At 55.0% G+C, this 15,212-nt stretch carries 13 protein-coding genes; 2 read left to right on the top strand and 11 right to left on the bottom strand.

The window, feature by feature from the left end; all coding sequences use genetic code 11:
• Positions 1-8: 8 nt before the first annotated feature.
• From wzyE to trxA, 11 genes are all read right to left on the bottom strand, one after another.
• Positions 9-1,361, bottom strand: a complete 1,353-nt coding sequence (gene wzyE, locus SPH27_RS21150; protein ID WP_182072619.1) for an ECA oligosaccharide polymerase — start codon at positions 1,359-1,361, stop codon at positions 9-11.
• Positions 1,358-2,437, bottom strand: coding sequence for a TDP-N-acetylfucosamine:lipid II N-acetylfucosaminyltransferase (locus tag SPH27_RS21145; protein WP_182072621.1), 1,080 nt, complete (start codon positions 2,435-2,437; stop codon positions 1,358-1,360). Before SPH27_RS21145 ends, wzyE begins: the two co-directional genes overlap by 4 nt.
• Positions 2,434-3,684 carry a lipid III flippase WzxE gene (gene wzxE / locus SPH27_RS21140; RefSeq protein WP_045888450.1) on the bottom strand — a complete coding sequence of 417 codons (1,251 nt, stop codon included), beginning with the start codon at positions 3,682-3,684 and terminating at the stop codon, positions 2,434-2,436. Before wzxE ends, SPH27_RS21145 begins: the two co-directional genes overlap by 4 nt.
• A 1-nt stretch (position 3,685) precedes the next feature.
• Positions 3,686-4,816 (bottom strand): dTDP-4-amino-4,6-dideoxygalactose transaminase, encoded by a 1,131-nt coding sequence (gene rffA / locus SPH27_RS21135; RefSeq protein WP_182072623.1) that lies wholly within the window; start codon positions 4,814-4,816, stop codon positions 3,686-3,688.
• Between the two features lie 4 nt (positions 4,817-4,820).
• Positions 4,821-5,498 carry a dTDP-4-amino-4,6-dideoxy-D-galactose acyltransferase gene (gene rffC, locus SPH27_RS21130; RefSeq protein WP_207167886.1) on the bottom strand — a complete coding sequence of 226 codons (678 nt, stop codon included), beginning with the start codon at positions 5,496-5,498 and terminating at the stop codon, positions 4,821-4,823.
• Positions 5,495-6,757: a UDP-N-acetyl-D-mannosamine dehydrogenase gene (gene wecC, locus SPH27_RS21125; RefSeq protein ID WP_033146912.1), complete on the bottom strand. Its 1,263-nt coding sequence runs from the start codon at positions 6,755-6,757 to the stop codon at positions 5,495-5,497. Before wecC ends, rffC begins: the two co-directional genes overlap by 4 nt.
• The gene (wecB, locus tag SPH27_RS21120) at positions 6,754-7,884 is read right to left on the bottom strand and encodes a non-hydrolyzing UDP-N-acetylglucosamine 2-epimerase (RefSeq protein WP_065419804.1); all 1,131 of its coding nucleotides are present in this window, start codon (positions 7,882-7,884) and stop codon (positions 6,754-6,756) included. The genes wecC and wecB overlap by 4 nt, the downstream gene beginning before the upstream one ends.
• A 56-nt stretch (positions 7,885-7,940) precedes the next feature.
• Positions 7,941-8,987: an ECA polysaccharide chain length modulation protein gene (gene wzzE, locus SPH27_RS21115; protein ID WP_182072627.1), complete on the bottom strand. Its 1,047-nt coding sequence runs from the start codon at positions 8,985-8,987 to the stop codon at positions 7,941-7,943.
• Between the two features lie 13 nt (positions 8,988-9,000).
• Entirely contained in the window at positions 9,001-10,104 is a 1,104-nt protein-coding gene (gene wecA, locus SPH27_RS21110; protein WP_182072629.1) for a UDP-N-acetylglucosamine--undecaprenyl-phosphate N-acetylglucosaminephosphotransferase, read from the bottom strand.
• A gap of 242 nt (positions 10,105-10,346) precedes the next feature.
• Entirely contained in the window at positions 10,347-11,606 is a 1,260-nt protein-coding gene (gene rho, locus SPH27_RS21105; RefSeq protein WP_008501566.1) for a transcription termination factor Rho, read from the bottom strand.
• A 345-nt stretch (positions 11,607-11,951) separates the two neighbouring features.
• Positions 11,952-12,281, bottom strand: coding sequence for a thioredoxin TrxA (gene trxA / locus SPH27_RS21100; RefSeq protein ID WP_006179218.1), 330 nt, complete (start codon positions 12,279-12,281; stop codon positions 11,952-11,954).
• A gap of 144 nt (positions 12,282-12,425) precedes the next feature.
• On the opposite strand from trxA, the gene rhlB reads away from it, so the two are divergent.
• Positions 12,426-13,694, top strand: coding sequence for an ATP-dependent RNA helicase RhlB (gene rhlB / locus SPH27_RS21095; RefSeq protein ID WP_023309646.1), 1,269 nt, complete (start codon positions 12,426-12,428; stop codon positions 13,692-13,694).
• 6 nt (positions 13,695-13,700) lie between these two features.
• On the top strand, positions 13,701-15,185 hold the full coding sequence (gene gppA / locus SPH27_RS21090) for a guanosine-5'-triphosphate,3'-diphosphate diphosphatase (protein ID WP_048975637.1): 1,485 nt from the start codon (positions 13,701-13,703) through the stop codon (positions 15,183-15,185).
• Positions 15,186-15,212: the final 27 nt, after the last annotated feature.

Genomic DNA, 15,212 nt, shown 5'->3' with positions numbered 1-15,212 from the left:
ATCCTTACTCAGACTTGCGACAGCGTTGTGCTGCCCTGCCGTTCGCGCTTGTGCACAAGACCTGCGCTGTCAAACAGCCAGTACAACAGTTTGGCCAGCAACAGGCAGAGGCCGAAAACGACCATGAAGAACACCACGCGCGAAACGAACGAGTCCAGCCCTTCGCGCGCCAGAACGATCATATTGAAAATGGCACCAAAGCAGAAACTGTGCAAAACGGCGGCTTTATAGCGGTTGGTCTCTTCGTTGCCGCGCAGGTAAAGCCAGTCGAACCACTTGATAATCAGCCCCACGGCAACCGCCCCGGGCAGAATGAACCACGCCCCCCCCATCACCACCAGGGAACCAATCAGCGTTGGCGAGATTGCCAGACCGGAATGGTTGTTCAGCACTTCCCAGGTAAAGTAATTCGCCGTGTTAAGCACCACGCCGGGCCGGTCCGGCCATAGCCAGGAAGGGATAAAGACGTAGAAGTCTCGAACAATCGGCGCCAGCCCCTGGAAATCAATCTTGTCGTAGTTTTGCAGCAGCAATGCCAGGTTTTCCCACGGCGAGAAGGTATCGCGCGTCAGGTAGAGGAACGTGTAAAACGCCTCATCGCCCGCCACGTTCATCCCGTAGCGCTTCAGCGCCAGCCAGAACATCCCCACAATGCCAAACACGCCTGCCGCAACCAGCATCCACAGCGAGATCCAGCCGCGGATGATGCCGATAAACAGGAAGATGGCGAAGGCGATGATAATGTTCGCGCGCGTGCCGCCCACAATCATGTAGGTCAGAATGCCAAACGCGACGGTGCTGACCAGAAAGAACAGCCACGCTTTGCTGTCCTGGCGCAGGAAAAAGACCACCAGCATCGCCGGGATGAAGAAATAGAAGAAACGCTTAAGCGCCACGCCCGAGACTTCGGCCGAAAAAATCTGGCTGTAGGAGTGGAGCTTAAACAGCAGAAAGCCGTTATGCATGAAGAAGATACCGACGCTGACCAGGGCGATGGTCATCAGCATCACCCACGTCAGGTGGGTCTCAACCCGATTCATGGTAAAAAGCGGCCGACGCGGGACAGCAGCCTGCGCTGAACGCAGACGCGTTTTATAGGTGACGTAGTAGACGGCATAGAAGCAGGTCGCCGCCAGAAGCGCCTGGAGCAGGATTTCCGGCGGCGCGACGCTCACGTCAAAACGGAAGACCAGAATGCTGGTCAGCGGGAAGCCGAAAAAGAAGGTCAGCAGAAACAGTAACGAGAAGAAAACGTTAAAGTTGAACCGCACCCGGCGGAATTCAAACCAGGTAAGCGTGGCGATAAACAGGGCGCTCAGAAGCCAGACAACCAGTAAGCCGCTGAATTGCAACTGACTCATGCTTTGTCTCCTGAAGCGATACGCAGCGCGCGGTGCCACGGCGTGAGGTAATTCGGGCTGAAAAAATCGATGCTATTTTTATCCACCAGCGTGAGCTGGCGTTGGGCTTCCCGTACCACCTCGACATTCAGCGTGTCAGAGGTAAACAGCACCGGAATATGCTGCTCGGCCATGTCCTGCCAGAACGGGTTGTCGCGATTGAGCACGCACGGTACACCCGCCTGAATCAGCAGACACAGCGTGCCGATTCCCTGCTGTCGGGCGAAGATGAAATAGCCAAGATCGCATTTTCTCAGCAGCGCAAGATACTCATCAAATTCCAGCCTATCGCTGAGGATGTGCAAATTTTCTGCGCTAAACAGCGCAAGTCCCTGCTGGCGAACCTCAGCAATATAGGCGTCGTTGTTGGCGGGATAGCCCATCGGCACCACCACGTTCACCGTGTCGCCAAACTGCTGATGCACCGCCCTGAGCGCTGCGACGTGTTCGTTACTGCGATCGCCGGAATTCCCCACCAGGATCGTTAGCTTGCCTTCACGCACCGCGTCATTCGCCATGGCGTTCAGCGCCGGATCCATGCGGGTTGGGAAATAGAGCAGTTCTCCGCGCACGTTCGGGTGCTGTTTAGCAAAATAGTTGAGATCGCCACGGGTGGCAAACACACAGCCCACGCGCCCCTGCGCCATGCGGCGCAGCGGATAGAAAAGACGGAATTTCCAGCCGCGGGAGACTTCGTAGAGATCGGCTCCCCAGATATGCCAGCTGAACTGGGAGGGTTTAATCCCCCCGTTAAGCAGCGCCAGCCACAGGCCGGTATTGAACTGCCCGTGGAAAAAGAAACGTTGCTTACGATCCGCCTTGGCTCTGGCAACGACCGCCTTCGCCAGCGCGGCCTTATCCGGCCAGAAGCGAATCGTCAGCGCCGGAAACGCCTCGCTCAGGCCCTTATCCTGACCTGCAACCATAAACTCACGCGCATCAGGATTACCCGATGCGAGCTCGTCGTTGAAGAACCGCAAAACGGTCTGGTTATGGTGTGGGATATCCGATCCCAGGATGTGAATCAGTGCAGTCATGCGCGTTTACGCCACAATAAAAATACGCCGCAACAGGCGGCGAAATAAACGATATAGGTTGCCATGTAGGCCTGAGCCGCCCCCAGCGCACCGTGCGCGGGTATCAGCCAGTGTGAAAATGCTGTCAGTAACGCAAACTGGCTAATTTCCGCCAGGATATACATCCGCAGGGACGCTTTTGCAATCACCAGATAGCCAAAAACGTAAGCACCCACTTTCAGTACATCACCCACCAGCTGCCAGGCAAAGAGATCGCGCATGGCGGTGAACTTCGCCGAGAACAGCAGCCAGATGGCGACATCGCGCAGTAACCAGACGGTAAAGCTGGCCGCCGCGACGGCTGGCAGCACAAAGCGCAGCGATCGGAAAATCTCACGGGTAATATCCTGTCTGGACGTCAGACGCGATAAGGTTGGCAGCAGGTAAACGCTAAAGGAAGCCGTAATAAACTGGAGATAGGCGTCGGAAATACTGCTTACGCCCTGCCAGATCCCCACTTCATCCCAGCTATAATGCGCCGCCAGCAAATTTCGCATCATCACGTAGGCTACCGGCAGCGTGACGGAGGTGATGAGCGCCATCAGGGTAAATTTACCCAGCTGGCTGGCAAGCATCGTGTCCCATTGCGGTTTCAGGTAGCTCAGAGGGATGACGCCCCGACGCATCAGCATAAATGCCGCAGGTACAACAACCAGTGCCGGGACCAGCGCCAGCCCCAGCAGTGCGCCTTCATAGCCGCCCAGGCGATAGCAAAAGTAATAGGCAATCACGCCGATGACGCTGCCCAGGATTAAGGCAAGCGCGTTCCCGGCGGCATCACGAAAACCTTTCATCAGCGCCAGCAGCAGGTTAGCCCAGGCAATACCCATCTGAACCAACGCGACCAGACGCACCAGCCCCTGATAATGGGTATGACCGAACAATCCCTGGCTGATGGGCGCCGCCGCCAGCAGAAAGACAATCGCCATCAGGGTCGAAAAACCCGTGACCATCGCCGAAGAGGTACCCACCACTCTGCGCAGCTGAGCCGCATCATCGTGATACTGCGCAACGTATTTGGTGACGCCGTTGAAGATACCGGCACCGGCCAGCACGCCAAGGACGGTGACAAGCTGGCGGAAATTACCCGCCAGCCCCACACCAGAGGGGCCAAATGAGACGGCCAACAGCTTGACGACCAGCAGCCCGGCGCCAATTTTTACAAGCGTGGACGCGGCGGTCCACACCGATGCTTTTGCCAGAGACATATCAGCCGAAATAACTCAGAAGGGTATTAATTACCGTACGCTGGTTAACAGGCGCGAGGTTGTAGAACAGTGGCAGGCGAAGCAAACGCTCACTTTCTTTGGTGGTGTAACGATCTTCACCCGCGAACGTGCCAAACGCTTCGCCGGCCGGGCTGGAGTGCAGCGGGATGTAGTGGAACACCGCCATAATTTCGGCCTCTTTCAGCCAGGCGATGAGCTCGCTGCGGTCGTCGTTATCGCGCAGCTTTATGTAGAACATATGCGCGTTGTGGACGCAATCCGCCGGGATGGTCGGCAGCTCAATACGCCCGGCTTTGGCCAGAGGCTCAAGCGCATCGTAATACGTTTGCCACAGGGAAAGACGCTGAAGGTTGATACGTTCCGCCGCTTCCAGCTGCGCCCACAGATACGCCGCCTGCAGATCCGCCATCAGATAGCTGGAGCCGATATCGCGCCAGGTGTATTTATCTACCTGTCCCCGGAAGAACTGGCTGCGGTTGGTGCCTTTTTCGCGGATCACTTCCGCACGCTCCACGAGAGCCCGGTCGTTAATCAGCGTCGCGCCACCTTCTCCACCCGCCGTGTAGTTTTTGGTTTCGTGGAAGCTGAAGCAGCCAATGTGGCCGATAGTGCCCAGCGCGCGTCCCTTGTAGGTGGACATCACGCCCTGCGCGGCATCTTCCACCACGAACAGATTATGTTTTTTGGCGATGGCCATGATGGTGTCCATTTCACAGGCCACGCCCGCGTAGTGAACCGGCACGATCGCGCGCGTTTTGTCAGTGATCGCCGCTTCAATCAGCGTCTCATTAATGTTCATGGTATCCGGACGGATATCCACAAAGACGATTTTCGCTCCGCGTAGGACAAAGGCGTTCGCGGTGGAAACGAAGGTATAGCTCGGCATAATCACTTCATCACCGGGCTGGATATCCAGCAACAGTGCCGCCATTTCCAGCGATGCCGTACAGGATGGGGTCAGCAGCACTTTGGCGCTGCGAAAACGCTGTTCCATCCACTGCTGACAGCGACGGGTAAAACCGCCGTCACCACAGAGTTTGCCGCTGCCCATGGCAGACTGCATATAGTCGAGTTCAGTTCCGACAACGGGTGGTGCGTTAAATGGAATCATCTTGTCACCTGTATAACCAGTAGGCGGTGGCGTCGATGTTGGCACCACTCGCAATATAACGTTTAAGCGCGGCGGTGTTGCCCAGTTGGGTCGCGACCCGCAGCGTCACAAGCTGTTGCTGCTGCGCCCAGTGCAGCGCCGCCTGCATGAGTTTCTCACCCATGCCGCGCCCGGCTAATAAGCCGATACGCGCCTCGCGCTCGTTGAGCTTACGCAGCGAGACGAACCCCTGGATTTGACCGTCCCCTGCACGAAAAACCAGGCAGACGTGGTCAAAGGTGCCTTTGACCGCATTTTCTATCCACTGGGCATAGAAACGTCCGCTATCGTCAGGTGCATACCAGGGCGCACGAAAGCGGCTCTGAGCAAATGCCTGGGCCGCCATCTGACGCAGCGCGGGGATGTCCTGCTCTGTTGCAATTTCCGCGCCGGACGCATCGTGCCGGGTAAGGGTAATGGAAAGGTCTACCTCACCTTCAACCAGCTGAAAGCCGTGTTGCTGCAGCGCATCAAGCAGATCGGCACGCTCCGTCGGGATCTTAGCCTGCACCCGTTGCCAGGCGATAAAATCCGGTTCAGCCAGCATCGGCGCGTCATCGCGCAGACGCACGATGGCCGACGGCAGGCCGAAAAAGGCACTCTCCCACTGCAGGGACTCGAGCACCCCATTCAGGCTGTTCAACGCCAGACACCTTTGGTATCCACAATATACTGCTGACGAACGGCATCGCCGGACGTCGCTTTAAACTCTTTATGATCTACCAGCAGCACCAGCACGTCCGCCGTCGCCAGCGCGTCGTCCAGCGCCGTCAGCGTGCAGTGCCCCGCCAGTTTTGCCGGTAATTCATGGATATTCGGCTCAACCACCAGCGTTTCACCCTTGTGCCATTCGGCAATCATCTCGGCAATTTCCATCGCCGGGCTTTCACGCAGATCGTCAATATTGGGTTTGAATGCCAGACCAAAGCAGGCAATTTTCAGCTCGCTGGCGCGCTTGCCGCTCTCTGCCAGACAATCCGCTACCGTCGCTTTAACCTGATTGAGCACCCAGTGAGGCTTGCTGTCGTTCACTTCACGCGCGGTGCGAATCAGACGCGCCTGCGCCGGATTTTGCGCCACGATAAACCACGGGTCGACGGCGATACAGTGTCCGCCCACGCCCGGACCTGGCTGGAGAATGTTCACACGCGGATGGCGATTCGCCAGACTAATCAGTTCCCAGACGTTAATCCCCTGATCGGCACAGATCAGCGACAGTTCGTTCGCAAAGGCGATATTGACGTCGCGGAAGCTGTTTTCCGTCAGCTTGCACATCTCAGCGGTGCGGGAGTTGGTCACCACGCATTCACCTTCCAGGAAAATCTTGTACAGCGCGCTGGCACGTTCGGAACAGACGGGCGTCATACCGCCAATGACGCGGTCGTTTTTAATCAGTTCGACCATCACCTGACCCGGTAACACGCGCTCCGGACAGTAAGCGATGTTGATATCCGCCTGTTCACCCGCCTGCTGCGGGAAGCTTAAATCAGGGCGCGCGTCGGCCAGCCACTGTGCCATCTGCTCGGTAGCGCCGACCGGAGATGTTGATTCCAGGATCACCAGCGCCCCTTTCTTCAGCACAGGCGCGATGGATTTTGCCGCCGCCTCGACGAACGCCATGTCGGGCTCGTGGTCGCCTTTAAATGGAGTGGGGACGGCAATCAGGTAGGCATCCGCTTCAACTGGCGTCGTGCTGGCACGCAGGAAGCCCCCCTCCACCGCCTCTTTCACCACGCGGTCAAGATCGGGCTCCACAATATGAATCTCGCCACGGTTAATGGTTTCTACCGCCCGTGCGTTGATATCCACACCGACAACCTGTTTCTGACGAGAGGCAAACGCGGCCGCAGTAGGCAAGCCAATGTAGCCAAGACCAATGACCGAGATGGTAGTAAAACTCATAGCGATACCCGATTGTGTTTAAGTGCTTGCAAAATACGGCCACAAGCCTGCCCGTCTCCGTACGGATTATGGGCCCGGCTCATCGCCTGATACGCTTCATCGTCATGCAGCAGGCGCGTGACCTCTTCGACGATGAGCTGCGCGTTGGTGCCGACCAGCCTCACCGTACCGGCTTTGACGGCTTCCGGACGTTCGGTCGTTTCACGCATCACCAGCACCGGTTTGCCGAGGGATGGCGCTTCTTCCTGAATGCCGCCGGAATCGGTGAGGATCAGCCAGGCGTGATTCATCAGCCAGACAAACGGCATGTAGTCCTGAGGTTCAATCAGAAGGACATTGTCGACATGGCCCAGGATCCGGTTAACCGGCTCGCTGACGTTAGGGTTAAGGTGTACTGGATAGACAATTTGCACATCATCGTTCTGCGCGGCGATTTCAGCCAGCGCGTGACAGATTTGCTCGAAACCCCGGCCAAAGCTTTCGCGACGGTGGCCAGTAACCAGAATGGTTTTTTTACCGTTGTGAAGGAACGGATAGCGGGCAGCGAGCTCTTTCTGAAGCTCGCTATTTGCCAGGACGCGGTCACGTACCCAAATTAACGCGTCAATGACCGTATTGCCGGTCACAAAGATTTTGTTATCGGCGATATTTTCACGCAGCAGGTTCTGACGGGAGTTTTCCGTTGGCGCAAAGTGGTACATCGCCAGATGACCCGTTAACGTGCGGTTGGCCTCCTCCGGCCACGGCGAATAAAGATTGCCGGTACGCAGACCCGCCTCAACATGCCCCACGGGAATTCGCTGGTAAAACGCGGCCAGGCTTGTCGCCACGGTTGTGGTGGTGTCACCGTGAACCAGCACCACGTCAGGCTTGAATGACTCCAGGATCGGCTTTAGCTCTTGCAGAATGCGACAGGTTATTTCCGTTAATCCTTGCCCCGGTTTCATAATATTAAGGTCGTAATCCGGGACGATGGAGAAGAGCGTTAAAACCTGATCGAGCATCTCACGGTGTTGGGCAGTGACGCACACTTTCGCTTCAATATCAGGATCGCAGGCCAGCGCATGAACCAGAGGTGCCATCTTAATGGCCTCCGGCCTGGTGCCAAATACGGTTAGTACTTTCACATCGATTCTCTTCGATTAGGCGATGAAGGCCGCAGCCTTCATCGTAGACGGCGTTCTTAGTTTTTGCGACGACGCGTTAACGCCACGCCAGCGCCCGTCAGTGCGCCTACAATCCCCCACATAATCATCAGGAATGCACGACGCGGACTATCGCGTTTTACAGGTTCTTCAGGCGTTCGCAAATAACGATAGGTCTGAAAACGCGGGTCCAGAGATGGACCTACATTAAGCGTATTGAGCATCGCGCGATTTTGATCGTAATCGAGGTCAAAATCAGGACCGACGGCCTGGAGGTTTTCCAGACGCGCCTGCAACATAGGGCGACCAAGGAGGAACATCTCTGAATCAGGCAGCTCATCGGCCGGCACGTCAGTCTCAGTACGGGAAATATTGCGCTGTTCCGCAATTTTCAGCGCCTGCTCAATGTTATGCACACGGCGACCGAAAATGGTATTCGCCACCTCTTCCTGACGTTTCACCTGGGCTTTCATCTGGATGGTACGAGCCGCCCAGGCACCTTTAAGCTCTTCGTTAAGATGGCTTGCGGCACGCTGGCTGGCAAACGCGACGTACTGACGCAACAGGTTGTTGGCATCCGGCGCGGTTTCTGCAATCAGCTTGACGCTGTCATTCACGTTACGCAGCACGTCGCCCGGCATAAACTGAATATTGTTAATCAGATCGTCCAGCAGGGCGGCGTCGGCTTTTGTATTATCAACCCGACGCTGCTTGTAGTAATCCGTCTGGGACCAGAAATCGCGTCGGGTATCCCACGAAGCCAGCTGCATCACAAACTCTTTATAGGCTTCATCCATAACGGAAGCCTGGTCTGGCGTAGCAAGACTGGCTTTGATGTCCAGGTTACGCAGGAATTGCTGCTGGGAATAGTATCCCCCGAGCATGTTAACCGTTGGCTTGTCTGTAATTGCCGTGGCGCTCCACTCTTGTTTTGCAAAGAACGTATAGGCCAGCGCTAACAGTGCAAAACCCAGCGCGAACCCCGCAATCCAAAGTTTGCCTGCCCATAACACGCGAAACAAACCCCGAATATCCAGTTCATTCTCAGTTACCACTGATTTCGCTCCCGCCAACGGTTGAGTCATCATAGTCCCGGTTTTACTTAGTTAATGTTGTATTTTTGCCACTGTTACGACGCATCCTGCGTTTAAGACGTTTAATAAATCGCGCCACTTTCCATGCGCGTTTAATGCAGTAGCCGTACAGGAAAAATGCCAGCAAGAATAATGCCAACATAACCCACTCAGGAATAATATGAGAATATTCTGCAGCTACACCAATCGCGGCCAAAATAGCGGCGGCCAGCGTAATCAGCACAAACGCCTGACGAGAAGTAAAACCCGCACGCATGATGAGATGATGAATATGTTGGCGGTCAGGAGAGAAAGGACTCATCCCCTTGCGCAGGCGGCGATACATAATCGCCACCATATCCATTAATGGAATGGCAATAATCCACAGCGCGGTTACGGGGCTTATCGGATGGGTTTGACCCTGTGTGGTTTCAAGCAGGATCCAGATAACCGTAAAACCAATCAACGTACTGCCCGCGTCCCCCATAAAGACTTTATAGCGACGGCCCAGCACACCGAGATTTAAGAGAATATAAGGCAGAATGGCGGCAATCATGGCAAAACACCACATTGCCAGACTGTACTGACCATCAAACCATAAAATAATGCCGATAGCGGCGAACGAGACGGATGACAACCCACCGAGCAGGCCGTCAATGCCATCCACCATGTTGAAAGCATTAATTGCCGCCCAGACGGCAAAGAGTGTCAGGAAGAAGCCAAATGGACCCAGGACTAACTCCCAGGGGCCAAATACATAGCCAAGGCTTCGCAGATACAGTCCGCCCACTAACATCATCACCACGCCAATGGCCGCCTGAACGGTGGCGCGTATTTTCACCGCAATATCGAACCGGTCATCAAGGGCCCCGACTAACACCAGAACACCGGCGCAGGCAATGTAGAGGGCAGCATGCGGGATATAATAATCGGCAATACCAAACGTGAAGCAAATCCCTGCGTAAACAGAAATCCCGCCGACTAAAGGAATAAGTCCCTGATGGCGTTTACGAAAATTTGGCTTATCCACCAACCCTATTCGTTTTGCCACCTTGCGCGCAATGAACAAAAAACAGGTTGTGAATAAAAAAATACTGATCAGTTCAGTAACGGCGGTGAATAGATTCACAATGGATTGCTCTCAACAAATGTTAGTCCCGGAAGTATAACCATGAAGCCACAGCCTCAGAAGTAATAAAGATGGCTTCTGACTACTCCCTTTGTATATTTTTCAATCAATTATTTCTTTAGCTGCACAAACGACCCTATTGTCGCACCGACCGGTCAAAATTGGGAGTAGATGGTACTAGCGTATAGTCCATAAAAGGAAAACGCCACGTAAAAACGTGGCGTTCGCTGGCTTTATTTGCGTTACGAGCGTTTCATCATGTCGAAGAAATCGTCGTTGGTTTTGGTCATCGCCAGTTTGTTAATGAGGAACTCCATCGCGTCAATTTCACCCATTGGATGGATGATTTTGCGCAGGATCCACATTTTCTGCAGCTCTTCCTGCGTGGTGAGCAGCTCTTCTTTACGGGTACCGGAACGGTTGTAGTCGATAGCCGGGAAGACGCGTTTCTCAGCGATTTTACGAGAAAGGTGCAGTTCCATGTTACCTGTACCTTTAAATTCTTCGTAAATTACTTCGTCCATTTTAGAACCGGTATCGATCAGCGCCGTCGCGATGATGGTCAGGCTGCCGCCCTCTTCCACGTTACGTGCGGCACCGAAGAAGCGTTTCGGGCGATGCAGGGCGTTAGCATCCACACCACCGGTCAGCACTTTACCTGACGCAGGAACGACGGTGTTGTAGGCACGCGCCAGACGGGTGATGGAGTCAAGCAGGATGATCACGTCTTTCTTGTGCTCAACCAGGCGTTTCGCCTTCTCGATAACCATTTCCGCAACCTGAACGTGCCGAGATGCCGGTTCGTCGAAGGTAGAAGCAACCACTTCACCTTTAACCAGACGCTGCATCTCGGTCACTTCTTCCGGACGTTCGTCGATCAGCAGCACCATCAGCACGCAGTCTGGGTGGTTATAAGCGATGCTCTGCGCGATGTTCTGCAGCAGCATGGTTTTACCCGCCTTCGGCGGTGCCACAATCAGACCACGCTGGCCGCGACCAATTGGTGATGCCAGATCCAGAACACGCGCGGTTAAGTCTTCAGTTGAACCGTTACCACGCTCCATGCGCAGGCGAGAGTTCGCGTGCAGCGGCGTTAAGTTCTCAAAGAGGATCTTATTACGCGAGTTTTCCGGTTTGTCGAAGTTAACTTCATTGACTTTCAACAGCGCAAAGTAGCGTTCACCCTCTTTAGGAGGACGAATCTTACCTGAAATGGTGTCACCAGTGCGGAGGTTGAAACGGCGGATTTGGCTGGGGGATACATAGATGTCGTCAGGGCCGGCGAGGTAGGAGCTGTCTGCAGAGCGGAGGAAACCAAATCCGTCTTGCAATATCTCCAGCACACCGTCGCCAAAGATATCTTCGCCACTCTTAGCGTGCTGCTTCAGGATGGCGAAAATGATGTCCTGCTTGCGCATACGGGCCTGGTTTTCCAGTCCCATATTTTCGCCGAGAGTGATCAGCTCAGAAACCGGCGTATTCTTTAATTCGGTAAGATTCATAATGGTGTGGGTTCTTAAACTCGGGGTGATTCTCGAACTTAATGTTGTGAATGGTATGGCAGGGTCATCCATGCCTGTTTAGCGGCCATCAACTCATGTCTGTTCGCTGTCTGGTCACAGGGAAAGAACGCAGAACTGAAACGACAAGACGGATTGAGTGACAAGCCCGGAATTTAGCCACTTCACGCACTGTTCATGCTAACAACGGGAAGTATCGGGTAAAACAAGATTCAAACAACAAGATATGTTTAAAACGAAGTCATAGCTAACTTAGCACGACTTCAGCCGGGCGTCCAGAGTTCCACATCATTTAGCCGGGAGCCCTGAACGCACAGCGGAGAAACCTTACGCCAGGTTAGCGTCCAGGAACTCTTTCAGTTGACCTTTGGACAGTGCGCCCACTTTGGTCGCTGCCACTTCGCCGTTTTTGAACAGCAGAAGGGTTGGGATGCCACGGATACCGTATTTTGGTGCGGTGCCCGGGTTCTGGTCGATGTTCAGCTTGGCAACGGTCAGTTTGCCCTGATATTCGTCAGCGATCTCATCCAGAATCGGGGCGATCATTTTGCAAGGACCACACCATTCAGCCCAGAAATCGACGAGGATCAGCCCGTCAGCCTTAAGTACGTCCGTGTCAAAACTGTCGTCAGTCAGGTGAATAATTTTATCGCTCATATATAACTCCACAGGAATAAGCCTGGTACGTTGGTTTTGTCTCCACCAACGACGTGTTGATGTCGCATTAACCAACTAAAGGTTGACTTTATTTCACCGGATACGCTTTCGTAAAGCAATAGTAAGCTGATATTCTACCACACTATGAGCAAAACACATTTAACAGAACAGAAGTTTTCCGACTTCGCGCTGCACCCGAAGGTGATTGAAGCCCTTGAAAATAAAGGGTTTCATAACTGCACGCCCATTCAGGCCCTCGCGCTGCCGCTGACGCTGGCCGGTCGCGATGTTGCCGGGCAGGCGCAAACCGGTACCGGCAAAACGATGGCGTTTTTAACGTCAACGTTTCATTATTTACTTTCTCACCCAGCGATTGCAGACCGCAAAGTTAACCAGCCGCGCGCGCTAATTATGGCACCGACGCGAGAACTGGCGGTACAGATCCACGCAGACGCTGAACCCCTGGCGCAGTCTACCGGACTGAAGCTTGGCCTGGCCTATGGCGGCGACGGCTACGATAAACAGCTGAAAGTGCTGGAAAGCGGTGTGGATATCCTGATCGGTACCACCGGCCGTCTTATCGATTACGCCAAACAGAACCACATTAACCTCGGCGCAATCCAGGTTGTGGTGCTCGATGAAGCTGACCGCATGTACGATCTGGGCTTCATTAAAGACATTCGCTGGCTGTTCCGCCGCATGCCGCCGGCCAATCAGCGTCTGAACATGCTGTTCTCCGCTACCCTTTCTTATCGCGTACGCGAGCTGGCGTTCGAACAGATGAACAACGCCGAATATGTCGAAGTGGAACCGGAGCAGAAAACGGGTCACCGCATTAAAGAAGAGCTCTTCTACCCTTCAAATGAAGAGAAAATGCGTCTGCTGCAAACGCTGATCGAAGAAGAGTGGCCAGATCGCGCCATTATCTTCGCGAACACCAAACACCGTTGTGAAGACATCTGGGGCCATCTGGCTGCAGACGGTCACCGTGTTGGTCTGCTGACCGGCGACGTGGCGCAGAAAAAACGCCTGCGTATTCTTGAAGAGTTTACCCGTGGCGATCTCGATATTCTGGTCGCAACCGACGTTGCTGCTCGTGGTCTGCACATTCCGGCCGTGACGCACGTCTTTAACTACGATCTGCCAGACGACTGCGAAGACTACGTACACCGTATCGGTCGTACCGGTCGTGCGGGCGCAAGCGGTCACTCGATTAGCCTGGCGTGTGAAGAGTATGCGCTGAATCTCCCGGCCATTGAGACGTATATCGGTCACTCTATTCCGCAGAGCAAATACAATCCGGAAGCGCTGTTAAGCGAACTGCCGCCGCCTAAGCGTCTAACCCGCCCACGCTCCGGCAATGGTCCGCGTCGTTCAGGTGGCGCGCCGCGTAATCGTCGTCGTTCAGGTTAAGAAAATATGCTCAGCTCCACCTCGCTTTATGCGGCAATTGATCTCGGTTCGAATAGTTTTCATATGCTGGTTGTGCGCGAGGTGGCGGGAAGCATACAAACGCTGACGCGCATCAAGCGCAAGGTCCGCCTCGCGGCGGGCCTGAGCAGCGATAATCACCTCTCCCCTGAAGCCATGGAACGTGGCTGGCAGTGTCTGCGACTCTTTGCCGAACGTCTGCAGGATATCCCGCACGCCCAAATCACCGTGGTCGCCACTGCGACACTCCGTCTGGCGGTTAACGCCGTGGATTTCATTGCCAGAGCGCAGGAAATTCTGGGTTGTCCGGTACAGGTTATCAGCGGTGAAGAAGAAGCTCGCCTGATTTACCAGGGCGTTGCGCACACCACGGGAGGTGACGATCGCCGTCTGGTGGTGGATATCGGCGGTGCCAGTACCGAGCTTGTGACCGGCACCGGCGCACAGGCAACGTCGCTGTTCAGCCTGTCGATGGGCTGCGTGACCTGGCTTGAGCGCTACTTTACCGATCGGAACCTGGCGAAAGAGAACTTCGACGAGGCAGAAAACGCCGCGCGCGAGGTATTACGCCCGGTGATGGACGAGCTGCGCTATCACGGCTGGAAAGTCTGCGTGGGTGCCTCGGGTACCGTGCAGGCTCTGCAGGAAATCATGATGGCGCAGGGAATGGACGAGCGGATTACGCTTGCCAAACTTCAGCAGCTGAAACAGCGCGCCATTCAGTGCGGACGACTGGAAGAGCTGGAAATTGAAGGCCTGACGCTGGAGCGCGCGCTGGTCTTCCCGAGCGGGCTGGCTATTCTTATCGCCATTTTCACCGAGCTGAACATCCAGTGTATGACCCTGGCCGGCGGCGCGCTGCGCGAAGGTCTGGTCTACGGGATGTTACATCTGTCGGTCGATCAGGATATCCGCAGCCGTACCCTGCGCAACGTTCAGCGTCGTTTTCTGGTTGATATCGATCAGGCAGGACGCGTATCGCAGCTGGCGTCACGCTTCGCCGATCAGGTCGCTAACGTCTGGGATCTTGATCATCTGAGCCGGGATTTACTGCTGAGCGCCTGCGCGCTCCATGAAGTCGGACTGAGCATTGATTTTAAGCAGGCACCGGCTCATGCAGCGTATCTGGTACGAAACCTGGATTTACCGGGCTATACGCCTGCGCAGAAAAAATTGCTGGCCACGCTGCTGCTGAACCAGACCAACGCCGTCGATCTCTCCTCTTTGCATCAGCAAAACGCCGTACCGCCGCGCGTGGCCGAGCATCTGTGCCGCCTGCTGCGTCTGGCGATCCTGTTTGCCAGCCGCCGCCGCGATGATTTGCTGCCTGCCATTAATCTGGTGGCCGATGACGAGAAGCTTTCGCTGACGCTGCCGGAGAACTGGATTGATCGTCACCCATTAGGGGCAGAGATGATCGAGCAGGAGTGCCAGTGGCAGAGCTACGTGCACTGGGTGCTTGAGGTAAAGTAATACGCCGAACATTGCCGGGTGGCGGCT

Origin of the sequence: Enterobacter sp. A103 (genome assembly GCF_034427535.1) — a bacterium.
GTDB lineage: Bacteria > Pseudomonadota > Gammaproteobacteria > Enterobacterales > Enterobacteriaceae > Enterobacter > Enterobacter asburiae_B.
This window is presented reverse-complemented; position numbering and strand designations above follow the sequence as displayed.

What these genes read in the sequence shown, in the direction of transcription:
- wzyE (WP_182072619.1), bottom strand. Translation starts at nt 1,361, where the DNA reads ATGAGTCAGTTGCAATTCAGCGGCTTACTGGTTGTCTGGCTTCTGAGC.
- SPH27_RS21145 (WP_182072621.1), bottom strand. Translation starts at nt 2,437, where the DNA reads ATGACTGCACTGATTCACATCCTGGGATCGGATATCCCACACCATAAC.
- wzxE (WP_045888450.1), bottom strand. Translation starts at nt 3,684, where the DNA reads ATGTCTCTGGCAAAAGCATCGGTGTGGACCGCCGCGTCCACGCTTGTA.
- rffA (WP_182072623.1), bottom strand. Translation starts at nt 4,816, where the DNA reads ATGATTCCATTTAACGCACCACCCGTTGTCGGAACTGAACTCGACTAT.
- wecC (WP_033146912.1), bottom strand. Translation starts at nt 6,757, where the DNA reads ATGAGTTTTACTACCATCTCGGTCATTGGTCTTGGCTACATTGGCTTG.
- wzzE (WP_182072627.1), bottom strand. Translation starts at nt 8,987, where the DNA reads ATGACTCAACCGTTGGCGGGAGCGAAATCAGTGGTAACTGAGAATGAA.
- rho (WP_008501566.1), bottom strand. Translation starts at nt 11,606, where the DNA reads ATGAATCTTACCGAATTAAAGAATACGCCGGTTTCTGAGCTGATCACT.
- trxA (WP_006179218.1), bottom strand. Translation starts at nt 12,281, where the DNA reads ATGAGCGATAAAATTATTCACCTGACTGACGACAGTTTTGACACGGAC.
- rhlB (WP_023309646.1), top strand. Translation starts at nt 12,426, where the DNA reads ATGAGCAAAACACATTTAACAGAACAGAAGTTTTCCGACTTCGCGCTG.
- gppA (WP_048975637.1), top strand. Translation starts at nt 13,701, where the DNA reads ATGCTCAGCTCCACCTCGCTTTATGCGGCAATTGATCTCGGTTCGAAT.